Below are 12,269 nucleotides of genomic sequence, written 5' to 3'. Positions count from 1 at the left end.
GTTATTTCCACGGGTCGTAATCTGTAACCGCCTTACCCTGCTGACTCTCCTGCCCAGGTATACGCAGGCGCTTCGTGACCGGGAAAGCAAACGTCAGCAGCAGCGCGTCACCCTTGCCCGGCGAGCGGCCCAAGCGCTCTTTGATATCTTCCTTCGGCTCAATGACGATCTTGCCGTCAACCCTCACCTTGTACTCTGCCGCCGACAGGTCATCCGCAGTCTCCTGATCGTCCAGCGCACCGCCGAGCTTCAACCACGTCTTGGCGCTGTTGAACATCTCGCCGCGCTTGTTGAGCATCTGCGGGTCGGTAGAGCCGCCGCCGAACGGGATTAACTGCCACGTCCGGCCCCAGCCGTCACCGATGGACTTAAGACCGGTGCCGTAACCGAAGTCGATAAACACCGCGTCGGCCTGGTACTGGTCCTCAAAGTCGGCGATGCGCTTCGCCATTATCAGATCGTCGGTGGTCTTGTTGCCGGTCCAGAGGACTTTGCTGTGCAGCCCCTGGCGAAGATAAATAACCGCGTCATCCACGCCGGAATATGCCGGGTCGACACCGATAATCACCGGAGCGTGCGCCACCTGCTCAGCGGTCACCACTCGCTTCATCGCCTCGTCGGTGAGGCCGGTAGGGATAAACTGCAGTTCTGACGCGTCAGGGAAGATCCCCCGCACACGGACCTTCACGAAATCGCTGTCCTCGCCGTAGTCATCCACCCATTTCTGGAGTTGCTGTTTGTTCGTGCCTTCCACGGTGCGTGAATCAATCTGCGCGCACTTCCAGCGGTGCTTGTACTTGCGGAAGCATTCGCGGAAACGCCCGGTGTTTCGTGTCGGGTTCCCGAACGCCACCCAGATGATTTCTGTATCTTCGTCCGTCAGCGCCCCCTCGGCAACCTCCCACACCAGATCGGCAATGTTGGAGGCTTCGTCGAATACCACGATGATCCGCTTACGCTCGTTGTGCAGCCCGGCGAACGCCTCTGTGTTGTGCTCAGACCACGGTATAGCGTCAGCGCGCCAGCGTTTATCGTGGCCCGGATCGTTGCTGTACATCGCCGTGGCGGTGCAGGTGAACCACTCTTTCGTTATGGCCAGGTTCGACCATTTGATGATTTCCGGCCAGGTCTTGGTGCGCAGCTGGTTGTCGGTGTTGGCGGTCACCACCACCTTACAGTCCTCGCAGGTGGACATGCCCCAGTTGATCAGCATAGAGATGAAAGCGGATTTGCCGATACCGTGGCCGGATGCGCGGGCCAGCATCAGCGGCTGGTGACGCGTCGCGGGGTTCTGGAGGTGATCGCGTATCTCGCGGAATGCGTCAGCCTGCCAATTTCTCGGCCCAGTGGCGTGTGCCAGTTCTGTTCCTTCCTCGCCCCACGGAAACGCATACAGCGCATAGCCCAGCGGGTCATACGTGAACGAGGCGATATCCTCGACGAGCTGCTCTTCTGGCGACATGGCTGCTGCTGTCATTCTTCACCACCAGCCTGTTTCTTAACGCGGTCACGGGCCTTCGCCATGCGATCGGCAATGGTGACGGTGCCGGAAACCTCCAGGCGCTCTTTGAACGCGTTGACGTCGACGTGCTTACCGATAAGCTCGAGGTTCTTCACCTTGTCCGGCCATTTGATTTTTTTGAGGATGGTCTCTATCGAATCCTCGTTCATGTTCATGATGGTTGAGGTCAGGTCGAATCCGCTGAGCGTGGTACGCCAGATTTTCGGCCACTCGCGGATAGGTTTCAGGCTGCCGTCGTCGTTCAGGATATCCAGGACATCCATCTGGTCAATTTCCACCAGGCGCATGAGGACGTAATCAGCGCTGACGCGCATGCGCTTGTTGCGTTCCTCCATCAGTTCAGCGATTCGTTTCTGGACGCGCTCATCTCGCATATTCTGGCTGGCAAACTTAGCTGCTGTATTGGGAGAGTACCCGGCGTTAATCGCTGCCTGAGTCTGATTCTCCGGGCATTTGATGTATTCCTGGCAATAGGCTTCCTTCAGAACGCTGAGAGGCTCAAATTGCGTCGATTTGCGCTTATGCGGTTTTGGTGTCGCGGCCATCATTACCACCTGAGTAATTTTATTACCATGCAGGTAATACTATCACGCCCGCGCAGATGTTACATGACTGGTATCGGGTCTGGCCGCTGATTGTCCACACGGTTCAGGAAGTGGGTCACCACGCCGTGAACCGTAGTGTCGTCCAGCGCCTCACCTTCTAGCGCTTCACCTTCCGGAGTGATCAGCGCCTTGCCCTGCACAACGGCGAACTCCGTGCGGCCGCAATACGATATCAGCACGGTGTCACCCTGATGTGGTTTATGGGAAACGTTGATTATTGCGTATCCCGCTGACGTCTCAATGGTGCGGCAGTTTCCGTCATAACCGCACAGGCTGGTGATAGTGAGAGCTGCTTCTGCGTAGTCTTTTGCCGGAGATGGAAAGCCCATAATGGAACCTCACATAAAAATACTGTACATTTAAACAGTATATTCATGTGAGGATTTAGTCAACTACCGCTATGGAAACAAAGGTGTTGGTAACGTGGATTTATTGGTGCATAATCCCAACTGCATTACTGAGTAGCATTCAGTGCTCTCGCACTGAGTTCCGTTGGCTATCAGAATCCTTAGTTTCCTAGGCCAAGATCTGATAGCCACCCTCTCTCTCCCTGCCGTGACCTGTCACACTGTAAGTTTAGTTTCATGCCAGCCCAGTCTTTCCCAGCAGGATTCCTCTTCCTTCAGACAGCAGTCTGCAACCGGCAATTTGTCACCGCACATGCCGCACCGGTTGGCGCTGATGGCTTTGATACGGCCACGCACACGCGCATCATCCTGGCGGATAAGCAGAGCAATGTACTCGCTCAGCTCGTATGGGTCGAGGCCCGGGCGACGCTCGGCACAATTCCGCGCCAGCATCTCCATTTCCTGCTCGTCGAGCACCAACTCCAGCTTGCGCTCACCGGCCTCCGCCTGGCGGGCGCGCTGCGCTGCTTTGCGTTCTGCTGCTGTCTTAGCCATTGCCATTCTCCCTGTTCGCGTCAGCATGACCCGCCAGATACTTGAGCAGCATGCGGTACGCTGCAAGCTGATACTCCTCGTTAATGGTTAACCCTAATGCGTATTCAGCATTGCCTCGCGACTCGAGGCGCTTAATCTTTTCGGCCAGTGATTCCTGGGTTACCGTGACCATTTCAGCACCTCCCCGTTTCCTATTTCGATTACTGCTGTTTGGTCTTTGCCGTCAGCAAGGTCAATTCCGATAAATGCCGCTGCGTGAGTCGGCACCACCACCGGCATCGGCACGCGGATAACCAGCTTTTTGAGCCTGTCGATTTCCCCGGCCAGCTCCAGCAGGCGGGAGCGACAATCTTCGGCCTCCTCGCGCCACCAGGCCACGTCCGCTTTAAGGCGGCGCATGCGCCGCTGTTTGAGTTTGCTCACCATGGCAGCCACCCAATACCCTGAAGTGCGCCGATGACCAGCAGCACGAACATTACTGCGTCGAATGGGTTAGGCATCGATATTCACCTTAATCGCGAAGACCTTGACTGGGTCTGGCCCGAAGTGCGGACGTGTTATCACCTTCACTTCGTAGCCAGCATACGGAACGTCGATACGCTTGCTGGCGTCGTCTCGCTTTGGATAACCTCTGGTGATAATCAGGCGGTCATAATTCCTTGCCAGAATTCGCTTGCTCCAGAATGATGTTACCAGGCGATACTCTTCTGTTTTCTCGCCTGCCTTCATCTGGTCGAAGTATTCACCGTTAACAGCCAGCTGCAGGTTAGCCATGATTCAACACCCCCTTAACTGCGCCCCAGGAAAGCTCAAGCAGAGATGCCCAGGCTACGTAAAGGTGAACCCCAGCGGCCACGCCAAAGCCAATTATCATTGCGCATTTAAAAGCTTCGGATTTACTCATGGCTTCACCTCCTGCAGTTTTCCGCAAAAACGGCATTGATAACCTGATTTACTGCCGTAAGAATGCCACCCATAAACAAATTCGTGCTTACACTCCTGCTGCGGTGCTGATGTGAGCATGGCTTCTGTTTCAGCGATTAGATTTCGTGGTAACTGACTGCCTGCGTTTTGCATTCCGCGCCCAAATACCAGCCAGCGCTGCAGCATATCTGCCCAGCCATCCTGAATCACCGGAGAGTTGCCATCGGCACCCTGAAGCATGGCGGCGCGGCAGGCGTCCTCTACGCGCTTAACGGCATCAAAGCAGTAGTTGTATCTATTGCAATCAACCAGGGTTTGTTTCAGTGATTCTATTGTGCTGGCGACGCCCTCCGGCACAGATACCGGCGCTGGCGGGGTGTTGTAGAGCGGTGTGATTCTGGCGCTGAATCCTGCGCGCTCATGAAGCGAAATTATCTCATTCATCTTCGCTTGGCTTTCGAAAGTCGTTTCGAAATCACTACCTGTCTGCCCATCCAGTTTAAAGACCACTCTCCACTCTACGGGCTCCGCTTCGAGCGATGCCAGCGCGATACGCGCCAGCTCAAGTTCTTCTTCAAGATCTGCGCGTGAATCAGCGAAGGCGGTTTGTGTTACTGCAAACTCCAGGCTTATAACTTTTTCTCGCGCACGTTCGCACAATTGCTCTCTGGTAATTGTGCTCATGATGCCTCTCCTTTACCGGCTGCGGCGGGTGCATCGATACCAGCAGCAGACAATGCAATTCGGAACGCCTCCTTCAAATCTGCAATCTGCTTCTCTTTGGCTTCCAGCTCATCCAGCAGCGCCTGATAATCGGAGTGATAAACGAACTCACCATCAGGCCACTTCTGCATGTATCCACTAACCAGGTCATATCTGCTCACCTGGCAAGCCTGTTTGTCGATGTTGCTCATTGGGCGGCCTCCGGGTTATCTGCGAGTACTAAGCGCCCATCACAAAGCGCCTTGATGATTTCCTGATACTCCCACCCGAAGTACATGCTCTCGACGTAGACCCGCAGAGGAGGGTAATCATGCTGCTTACGGCGAATGAAAGCCTCCGCTGCTTCACGGGTAAAGTGAGCGTTGATGTTCTGCCACTCTTTACGAGTTCCGCAGACAGTGTGGCCGTCAAGGTCAGCCAGCACTTCCCACTGAGCGTCTTCGTCTAGATCGGTAAATTCTGTATCGCACTGGTCAATGCAGAACGCGTTTAACTCTTCCTGCTGCTGCTCATCCAGATCGTCCCAATATTCTTGCGGGCTATCCCATTCGCAGTCTTCGACATGGACTATCTTCGATTCTCCGAACTCCTCCGCCAGGCCATAAATGGTTGCCTGCTTCTGAACCATGAATATTGGATCGGCGGTGGCGTGGCGGTTTACACCCTCACCGCGATGGTGATACTTCAAACGCTCAATGAAATCTGCGAATGTTTCTGGTGTTAATTTCGAGCCGTCTGCGATCGAGTTGCTCATGACTGCACTCCTTTGCGAAGCTCTGATGCGAAGTCACCGCAGATAGTTGCTGCCATATCAAGACCGACAAGTTCGTCCTGATAGCAATTAGGGATGGAGTTGCTAATTTTCAGGCAAGCATCATCAACTGCGGAGGCCCGCACTTCAGCCAGGAAAGCGTCTGTCGCCGGGGTTTCTGCTTCACGCATTAACTCCACAGCCAGGCCATAAAAATCATCTTTGACGCAATCTGCATACGCGATTCCATCAACAGTGTTCAGATGCCCGTGGTTATAGCCTGCTGCGTAAACCTCTTCAGCCTGCTCAATAAGCCCCGTATTCTCCGCAGCCAGCGCCGCGCATCTGGCTTCAAGTGCGGCGTAGTCTTCGTAATCGACCATATCGCCTTCAGCGCTCTCTACCACGTCGCAATGGCACGAATGCTCATCACAGGCCACCCACTCATAACGTTTCACGCTCATATCTTTACCCCCGCTTACCCGTATAAGTTATTGATTACGTTGATATCAAAAAGGATCGTCGATTCAGAAAACTTCGACATTCCATCCGCCACCGGCTTTCTTCGGCTTCACAGTCACGCCGATGATGCGGAACGGATACTGATCTGCTGCGACTTTGGTTTTCACCCTGGCGTCGTCGGTCCAGAAACCTTTCACCTCGTGAAGCTCCACCTCACCGCTGGTTAGCATCACTGCGAAGTCAGGCGTGTAGAACGTGTTGTCAGCCAGCCTCAGCTTGATTCCTTCAAACCGGTACCAGGCCACTTCACCGGCATGCTTACGCAACTCCAGATGCTGGCAGTAAGCAGATTCCGTTTTGTTCATCTGGCCTGTCTTGAGTCGACCAAGAGCTTGTAACTGCTTTCTCATGATTTACCCCTTAGGTAATTTAAATCCACATTAGAGTTAAAATCAATAGATATGCGCATATTTTGTTACCTGCAAGGTAATTATACAGGCATAAAAAAATGCGCTGCCGCGCTGGTGCTACCTGATGAGTCCTGCCGCTTTCCCTCGCCGGTATTCCTCCATCAGCCACTGGGCCGGTGTTAGTACTCCCAGGGTGGCGGCATTCGGCATGCATCCGAAACTTTTCCCGGGCGGGTGGTAAGCATTCCCCCCTGTGTCCGCTGGCGTTTGTATCGGCTCCGGTTTAGCCTGGATGCTCAGTACCGGATCAGGAATCTGGTGACCGGCCGCCACTTTCGCAGCCCATTCCTCCAGCAGCTTGCGCGCATGCTTCTCGACTTCAATCTCGCTCAGCTGGCGCTGATACATCGCACGGCGGGTATCGCACACAATCCAGTACATGACCGGGTGGCGCCACGGGAACCGTTCCGGTCCACCAGGCTGGAAGCTTTTCTCTTTGGCGTAACGGTGAAATTCTCCCATCACGTCCTCGATGCTCACGCCCAGCACCATCTTGCTGTCCTTGCACCACTTGATGAACTGTCCGGGCGACGGCCAGAACGGTGATTCACTGGCGCGGGCATGGCGCATACCTGCTGATACCTGCTCGCGGGTACGGATCCCACCTTCGGCAAATGCGGCGATCCACTGGCGCTTCGCGTCGGTTTCCTGCTGCACGGTCTTCAGGTTGGTCTGCTCTGCCGCCGGGAAGAGTTGCTTAAGCTGTTTGAACAGAGCATCGACGAGGCGCTCCGCGCTCATGTTTACAACGTTGTCCTGCTGATCGTGGTGATTATCCGGTCCCATCATGCGAGCCAGAGCGCCGGCGTCACGATTCTGAATTGCTGCGAATACGTTACTCATAAGAAATCCTTCCAGCCTTCAGGGCTGTTCCAGTGTGGTACGTCATCGTCAGAGCTGTCACCGCGCTTTCCTGCCGCTCTTTTTTTCCTGTTCATCAGCAGCCGGGCAAACTTCTGCTCCCACTGCACGTGCTGCATAACATTGCCTTCCGCCATCCAGTAGGTGATGAATTCGATCAGGTCTGATTTCTTGTAGCCGTCAGCTGGTAGTGCATGACCCCACATTCTGGCGCGCATGACAAAGTCATCTGACGGCTGCCAGTTTTCATGCATGGTGAATTTACCGATCGGTTCTCCGATACCTGGAACGACAACAGGATGGATTTGAATTCCTTCGCGCGCAGAGAGAGGGGTTTTATTTATATCTTCCTCTTCCTCTTCCTCTGGTAACTCTTTTTGTAACGCTGTGCGCGTTACATTTTGCGTTTCACGTTTCCGGTGTTCTGCGACTCTTCTGTTTGTAAGTGCCCGTTTTTTCGATGATTCACCGTTGTGACGCTCAAAGTTAGGAAGCACCAGCTTTTCGTCTACATATGCGAGCCAACCTACGGTGATCAGTGCATCGGCGAAACCTGTAATAAAAGCGAGCCTGTCCAGTACTCCCTTTGTAACGCTTCCAGCGTTACCGTCTATTGTCTGCTGATCGGCCCAGGCCCAGATGCGGACCAGCTTCCCGAGAACGGCGTCAGGGTCGATGTTCAGTAGCTCAGCTATCTGAAATATTTCAGGCTTATCAGGGGTGATCACCTCGACCTTAATCCAGCTGCTAGCCATCAGATCACCTCCGGCACGTTGCCTTTCGCAGCTTCATCCATAATCCGTTTAATCTCCGCCTGGCGCCTGCGGTTTGACTCCATGGTGCATTCAACACAATGGCCGTTATACACCCAGCGCTCGCTGTCATGGCCTCGTTTACACTGCTTCCCGGTGTAATAACGCTTCAGCCCAGCCTTTGCAGCTGACATACGAGTAATAATCTCCACACTTCACCTCGGATTCTGGTTATGGTTACGATGATTTTGTGCGATGCCCGAAAAAAGATCAACCATATTCGGATCATTATTACCTGAGAGGACTGAATAGATATGAAAAGACCGCCAGAAAGCGGCCTGATGGGGTTTAGAGGGATGTTTTATTCGTAGAAGAAGATGGCCAGCTCGGGCTTTGTTCTGACCCATCCGCGTTGTTTGCATGCCTTAAATAGTCCATTCATCAATGCCTTACCTGGCATTTTCCGGCGACCTGTAAGATGCGTCTGGATGTAGTTGCTGGTCGTTCCGGCCTCGTCAGCAAAGGCATTTCGCTCATCAGGAGTGAGTTGCAACCAGTGTTTTTTGAAGTCGAATTTTTCGTTCTCGCTCATAGCTATTGCCTGATATTAATTTCAGATAACAAATATTCACCCAGAAGGTAATAAAAATCAAGGTTTGTTACCTGTGAGGTGCATTTACCTGTGAGGTAAATTCGCTTTTAATTGGCACACTAACTAATTCATATATGAGGCGATTCACCAGAGCATGAAAAGTATTCAGGATATCCGCAGGCAGAATATTAACGATATCATCGACCGTGACTTTAACGGGGTGCAGACTCGTCTGGCGGAAAAACTGGGAACTCAGGCAAACCTGGTGAACCGCTGGGCCCGCGGGCAGAAGGTTGTCGGCGACACGGTGGCGCGCAAGATTGAGAAGGCAGCGAACAAGCCGTCGAACTGGCTTGACGTCGATCACTCATTATCTGCTGTTGCCATCCCACAGGAGGAGATCACACCTTCCGATATCGGCCAGCTGGCGGCGCATAACCTCGAAGCGTGGATGCAGAACAACCGCGACCTGTCCTCTCAGGGTAAGCTGTCTAAAGCGTCCGGAGTTGCCCAGGCGACAATCAACCGCATGCTGAACAATGAGGTTAGCGTTTCTATCTCCACCCTGGAGTCCATCGCCAGCGCGTTCGGTCGCCGCGGCTATGAGTTGCTCATCCATCCCCGCGACCCGGCGACCATCCATTACGACCGGGCCCGCTACGCATTGTTACCTGAGAGCGAGAAAAGCAAGATTGAGAGCTACGTCGATTTTGTGATTGTTCAGAACGGTAAAACGCAAGAGTAAAACCTTACATTTCAGATAGTAAGCCGCAATTGTGCGGCTTTTTTATTGCCCAGAAGATTACCCAATGGGTAATTTTTTATAATCATACCTATTGACTTCAAACCACATAAGGATAATTATTACCTCAACGGTAACACTGAGGTAACGAATTATGCAGTGGAAAATCATCAACGGTTGGTACTGCGTTACGGCGTGCGGGCTGATGAGCACCAAGTGCCGCACTCTGCATGAGGCCATCAACTGGGCGTTTGTCACCAAGATGGCAGTAAAAACTGAAATGGATATGGGGGTGAGCAAGTGAAAAAAGATATCGAAATTACCGCTTCTGGCATTGAAGTTGGGTCTGTCGGACGTAGTGATGAAATTTGGGTTTCTCTTTCAGACGTTGACGTTGGTTCATTGCTTGAGACCGCCGGGCAAGAAAACGTGTTTGAACACATCCAACTGAGTGATTACGTCGACTGGGCTGAAGCAAAAGATAAAGTTTCTGAAATTCTGGAGCGCCTTTCACCTGATGAAGTTATCAGTTGGCTGCGCGACAACGGGCATCTGGAGGACGAGGTATGAACATCCAGCAGATCGATAATCTGAAAAAAATCATGACCAGCATCGACAGCGACTACCAGCTGAGCCAGTTGCACTACGATCGCCAGGCAGAGCTGATCGACGCTATCAAATACCACCAGCTGCAGAAACCGTTCTACGAGCTGGAGCGCAAAGGCGTGCGCACCGAGATCCTGGAAGAGCTGATGATGAGCCCGGAGTTTGAAGAAACTCTCGCTGCATTCCAGGCCGCACTGACCAGCATCATCGCGAAGTGGGATCTGGCTGACCAGTTGGACACGGCGAGGAACGCGGCATGAACCCTGGCATTTACTTCGACATCAGCAATGAGGACTACCACGCAGGCGACGGCGTGAGTAAGTCGCAGCTGGATATGGTGGCGCTTAGCCCGGCACTGCTGCAGTGGCAGAAGTCAGCTCCGGTCGACACCGAAAAGCTGAAAGCGCTGGACATGGGAACCGCTCTGCACTGCCTGCTGCTGGAACCGGAAGAGTTCGACAAGCGCTTCATCGTGGCGCCGCAGTTCAACCGCCGCACGACTGCAGGAAAGGAGGATGAAGCTGCGTTCCTGAATGATGTTGCGGGAATGGGCATGACGGTTATGGATGCCGAACAGGGCCGGAAGCTGCAATTGATGCGCGACAGCGCGATGGCTCACCCAGCGGCGCGCTGGCTTCTGGAAGCGGAAGGCTTCTGCGAAGCATCGCACTACTGGAAGGATCCGGAGACTGGCGAACTGTGCCGCACTCGCCCGGACAAGCGCCTGAAGCATCACCCGGTGTTGCTGGACGTGAAGAAGGTTGCAGATATGGAGCGGTTCTCCCGCCACATCGAGGAATTCCGGTACCACGTTCAGGACGCCATGTACCGCGAAGGCGCGCAGCAGACCACCGGAGAGCCACACGGATTTTTCTTCCTGGCAGTGAGCGAAACCATCGACTGCGGCCGCTACCCGGTGCGCGTGTTTGAACTGGATGCCCAAGACGTAGATACCGGGCACGCACTGTTCCGCCGGGATCTGAATACCTACCACCAGTGCCGGGAGTCTGGCGAATGGGGTGGATTTGAAATTATTAAACGCCCCGAGTGGGCACGCAAACAGGATATGTACGTATGAGTAACGACATCGCAATCACATCGCAGCCTGGCGCAACCGTTGGCACAGCTGCGGCAATCTTCAGCCCTGAGGGAATGGACCGCTTGGTGCGTTTCGCAACCCTAATGGCTGACAGTAAAGCCACCGTTCCGGCGCACCTGGCAGGAAAGCCTGCTGACTGTCTGGCAGTGACCATGCAGGCTGCGCAGTGGGGGATGAACCCGTTCGCTGTGGCGCAAAAAACTCACGTCGTCAACGGCACCCTGGGCTACGAAGCGCAGCTGGTGAACGCAGTTGTGTCTTCATCAAATCTTCTGGCAACCCGCCTGAATTATCGCTGGGATGGTGACTGGTCGACAGTTAACGGCAAAAACGATAAGTCGCCGAACCTAACCGTAACAGTGTGGGCGACACTCAAAGGGGAATCAGAGCCGCGCGAGCTAACGATTAGCATGGCGCAGGCCGGTGTGCGTAACTCACCTCTCTGGGAGCAGGATCCTCGCCAGCAGCTCGCTTACCTTTGCGTGAAGCGCTGGGCGCGTCTGCATGCCCCTGACGTCCTGCTTGGCGTGTACACCCCTGACGAATTGCAGGAGACGGCACCGCGCGTTGAGCGCGATATCACTCCAGCACCAGCCACCGCATCAGGTATGAACAAGCTGATCAACTCTAAACCTGAGCAGCACCAGGAAGAGAAACCAAAGAGCAGCGATGACAGAGATCCAGAAGAAATTCTGTGCGCATTCACTGGCGCAGCGATGAACTACAACACGCTGAAGGATCTGGATAAAGCATACAAATACGTTGCCAGCAAGCTCGCTAACGATGATGACCGCCTGGCTAAAGCCACTGACGTGTACACCATCCGACGCGATGAGCTGAACGAAGTCCCTATGTAATCACCACCGTGGCGCCGTGGCGCCACACCTGCAACCAAGAGAGGTATTTATGAAAGGTGCATTTGGTAAGAAGGAACTCCTGGCGGTGGTGCCACTGTCATGGAGCACGATTGACCGCCTGGAACAGGCTGGCGAATTCCCGTCACGTTTCTGGATCACCGACCGCCGCTGCGCGTGGGACCAGAGCGAAGTTGAAGCCTGGCTCGATAAACGTAAGGCTGCAAGTCCGGCGACGTTCACCGGAAAAAAGCCGCCAGTTGACCGCCGCGTGTATCGCCCGGTGAGTGCAGCAGCATGAAGGCGCTCGGAAGGCATATCGACAGATGGTCAGAGGTTTATCTGTGTCTGGCCATAGTGGCCTACCTGATGTGGGTAGCGTCGGTAATCAGTTGAGAGGTCTG

The 12,269-nt window shown here is 54.0% G+C and carries 24 protein-coding genes; 7 read left to right on the top strand and 17 right to left on the bottom strand.

The genetic code is table 11. The features are described from left to right. Nucleotide 1: 1 nt before the first annotated feature. From AC0XWG_RS13375 to AC0XWG_RS13295, 17 genes are all read right to left on the bottom strand, one after another. Complete coding sequence (locus AC0XWG_RS13375; protein WP_475680677.1) at nucleotides 2-1,477, bottom strand: terminase; 1,476 nt, start codon at nucleotides 1,475-1,477, stop codon at nucleotides 2-4. Next, nucleotides 1,474-2,070: a terminase small subunit gene (locus AC0XWG_RS13370; protein ID WP_475680676.1), complete on the bottom strand. Its 597-nt coding sequence runs from the start codon at nucleotides 2,068-2,070 to the stop codon at nucleotides 1,474-1,476. Before AC0XWG_RS13370 ends, AC0XWG_RS13375 begins: the two co-directional genes overlap by 4 nt. A gap of 56 nt (nucleotides 2,071-2,126) precedes the next feature. Beyond that, entirely contained in the window at nucleotides 2,127-2,456 is a 330-nt protein-coding gene (locus AC0XWG_RS13365; protein WP_475680675.1) for a hypothetical protein, read from the bottom strand. 234 nt (nucleotides 2,457-2,690) lie between these two features. Then, nucleotides 2,691-3,029 carry a hypothetical protein gene (locus tag AC0XWG_RS13360; protein ID WP_475680674.1) on the bottom strand — a complete coding sequence of 113 codons (339 nt, stop codon included), beginning with the start codon at nucleotides 3,027-3,029 and terminating at the stop codon, nucleotides 2,691-2,693. Continuing rightward, nucleotides 3,022-3,201: a hypothetical protein gene (locus tag AC0XWG_RS13355; RefSeq protein WP_475680673.1), complete on the bottom strand. Its 180-nt coding sequence runs from the start codon at nucleotides 3,199-3,201 to the stop codon at nucleotides 3,022-3,024. The genes AC0XWG_RS13360 and AC0XWG_RS13355 overlap by 8 nt, the downstream gene beginning before the upstream one ends. Further along, nucleotides 3,189-3,455, bottom strand: coding sequence for a hypothetical protein (locus AC0XWG_RS13350; RefSeq protein ID WP_475680780.1), 267 nt, complete (start codon nucleotides 3,453-3,455; stop codon nucleotides 3,189-3,191). The genes AC0XWG_RS13355 and AC0XWG_RS13350 overlap by 13 nt, the downstream gene beginning before the upstream one ends. A 66-nt stretch (nucleotides 3,456-3,521) precedes the next feature. Continuing rightward, nucleotides 3,522-3,803 carry an ASCH domain-containing protein gene (locus AC0XWG_RS13345; protein WP_475680672.1) on the bottom strand — a complete coding sequence of 94 codons (282 nt, stop codon included), beginning with the start codon at nucleotides 3,801-3,803 and terminating at the stop codon, nucleotides 3,522-3,524. Continuing rightward, a complete protein-coding gene (locus tag AC0XWG_RS13340) occupies nucleotides 3,796-3,933 on the bottom strand; it encodes a hypothetical protein (RefSeq protein ID WP_475680671.1) in 138 nt (45 codons plus the stop codon). The genes AC0XWG_RS13345 and AC0XWG_RS13340 overlap by 8 nt, the downstream gene beginning before the upstream one ends. Next, complete coding sequence (locus tag AC0XWG_RS13335) at nucleotides 3,930-4,637, bottom strand: hypothetical protein (RefSeq protein ID WP_475680670.1); 708 nt, start codon at nucleotides 4,635-4,637, stop codon at nucleotides 3,930-3,932. The genes AC0XWG_RS13340 and AC0XWG_RS13335 overlap by 4 nt, the downstream gene beginning before the upstream one ends. Beyond that, entirely contained in the window at nucleotides 4,634-4,867 is a 234-nt protein-coding gene (locus AC0XWG_RS13330) for an HEM-1/HEM-2 family protein (RefSeq protein ID WP_262794488.1), read from the bottom strand. Before AC0XWG_RS13330 ends, AC0XWG_RS13335 begins: the two co-directional genes overlap by 4 nt. Next, nucleotides 4,864-5,430, bottom strand: coding sequence for a hypothetical protein (locus AC0XWG_RS13325; RefSeq protein ID WP_262794490.1), 567 nt, complete (start codon nucleotides 5,428-5,430; stop codon nucleotides 4,864-4,866). The genes AC0XWG_RS13330 and AC0XWG_RS13325 overlap by 4 nt, the downstream gene beginning before the upstream one ends. Beyond that, nucleotides 5,427-5,891 (bottom strand): hypothetical protein, encoded by a 465-nt coding sequence (locus AC0XWG_RS13320; protein WP_475680669.1) that lies wholly within the window; start codon nucleotides 5,889-5,891, stop codon nucleotides 5,427-5,429. Before AC0XWG_RS13320 ends, AC0XWG_RS13325 begins: the two co-directional genes overlap by 4 nt. A gap of 63 nt (nucleotides 5,892-5,954) precedes the next feature. Beyond that, complete coding sequence (locus tag AC0XWG_RS13315) at nucleotides 5,955-6,299, bottom strand: DUF1064 domain-containing protein (protein WP_475680668.1); 345 nt, start codon at nucleotides 6,297-6,299, stop codon at nucleotides 5,955-5,957. A gap of 117 nt (nucleotides 6,300-6,416) precedes the next feature. Next, complete coding sequence (locus tag AC0XWG_RS13310) at nucleotides 6,417-7,202, bottom strand: replication protein P (RefSeq protein ID WP_475680667.1); 786 nt, start codon at nucleotides 7,200-7,202, stop codon at nucleotides 6,417-6,419. After that, complete coding sequence (locus tag AC0XWG_RS13305; RefSeq protein ID WP_347497460.1) at nucleotides 7,199-7,975, bottom strand: DnaT-like ssDNA-binding domain-containing protein; 777 nt, start codon at nucleotides 7,973-7,975, stop codon at nucleotides 7,199-7,201. Before AC0XWG_RS13305 ends, AC0XWG_RS13310 begins: the two co-directional genes overlap by 4 nt. Further along, nucleotides 7,975-8,184 (bottom strand): hypothetical protein, encoded by a 210-nt coding sequence (locus AC0XWG_RS13300; protein WP_032634929.1) that lies wholly within the window; start codon nucleotides 8,182-8,184, stop codon nucleotides 7,975-7,977. Before AC0XWG_RS13300 ends, AC0XWG_RS13305 begins: the two co-directional genes overlap by 1 nt. A gap of 149 nt (nucleotides 8,185-8,333) precedes the next feature. Continuing rightward, nucleotides 8,334-8,564 (bottom strand): hypothetical protein, encoded by a 231-nt coding sequence (locus AC0XWG_RS13295; protein ID WP_475680666.1) that lies wholly within the window; start codon nucleotides 8,562-8,564, stop codon nucleotides 8,334-8,336. A gap of 154 nt (nucleotides 8,565-8,718) precedes the next feature. Between AC0XWG_RS13295 and AC0XWG_RS13290 the strand changes: the two genes are divergently transcribed. The 7 genes from AC0XWG_RS13290 to AC0XWG_RS13260 all read left to right on the top strand — a co-directional run bounded on the left by AC0XWG_RS13290 (nucleotide 8,719) and on the right by AC0XWG_RS13260 (nucleotide 12,166). Continuing rightward, nucleotides 8,719-9,309, top strand: a complete 591-nt coding sequence (locus AC0XWG_RS13290; RefSeq protein ID WP_047362939.1) for a helix-turn-helix domain-containing protein — start codon at nucleotides 8,719-8,721, stop codon at nucleotides 9,307-9,309. Between the two features lie 151 nt (nucleotides 9,310-9,460). Further along, the gene (locus AC0XWG_RS13285; RefSeq protein WP_162843058.1) at nucleotides 9,461-9,610 is read left to right on the top strand and encodes a hypothetical protein; all 150 of its coding nucleotides are present in this window, start codon (nucleotides 9,461-9,463) and stop codon (nucleotides 9,608-9,610) included. After that, nucleotides 9,607-9,876 carry a hypothetical protein gene (locus AC0XWG_RS13280; protein ID WP_475680665.1) on the top strand — a complete coding sequence of 90 codons (270 nt, stop codon included), beginning with the start codon at nucleotides 9,607-9,609 and terminating at the stop codon, nucleotides 9,874-9,876. Before AC0XWG_RS13285 ends, AC0XWG_RS13280 begins: the two co-directional genes overlap by 4 nt. Beyond that, the gene (locus AC0XWG_RS13275) at nucleotides 9,873-10,172 is read left to right on the top strand and encodes a hypothetical protein (RefSeq protein ID WP_475680664.1); all 300 of its coding nucleotides are present in this window, start codon (nucleotides 9,873-9,875) and stop codon (nucleotides 10,170-10,172) included. Before AC0XWG_RS13280 ends, AC0XWG_RS13275 begins: the two co-directional genes overlap by 4 nt. Beyond that, the gene (locus AC0XWG_RS13270; protein WP_475680663.1) at nucleotides 10,169-10,990 is read left to right on the top strand and encodes a PD-(D/E)XK nuclease-like domain-containing protein; all 822 of its coding nucleotides are present in this window, start codon (nucleotides 10,169-10,171) and stop codon (nucleotides 10,988-10,990) included. Before AC0XWG_RS13275 ends, AC0XWG_RS13270 begins: the two co-directional genes overlap by 4 nt. Continuing rightward, nucleotides 10,987-11,868, top strand: coding sequence for a RecT family recombinase (locus tag AC0XWG_RS13265; RefSeq protein WP_475680662.1), 882 nt, complete (start codon nucleotides 10,987-10,989; stop codon nucleotides 11,866-11,868). The genes AC0XWG_RS13270 and AC0XWG_RS13265 overlap by 4 nt, the downstream gene beginning before the upstream one ends. A gap of 49 nt (nucleotides 11,869-11,917) precedes the next feature. Then, entirely contained in the window at nucleotides 11,918-12,166 is a 249-nt protein-coding gene (locus AC0XWG_RS13260; RefSeq protein WP_032634922.1) for a helix-turn-helix transcriptional regulator, read from the top strand. Nucleotides 12,167-12,269 lie beyond the last annotated feature (103 nt).

It is taken from the genome of Enterobacter sp. DVT3837 (genome assembly GCF_056238685.1).
This window is presented reverse-complemented; position numbering and strand designations above follow the sequence as displayed.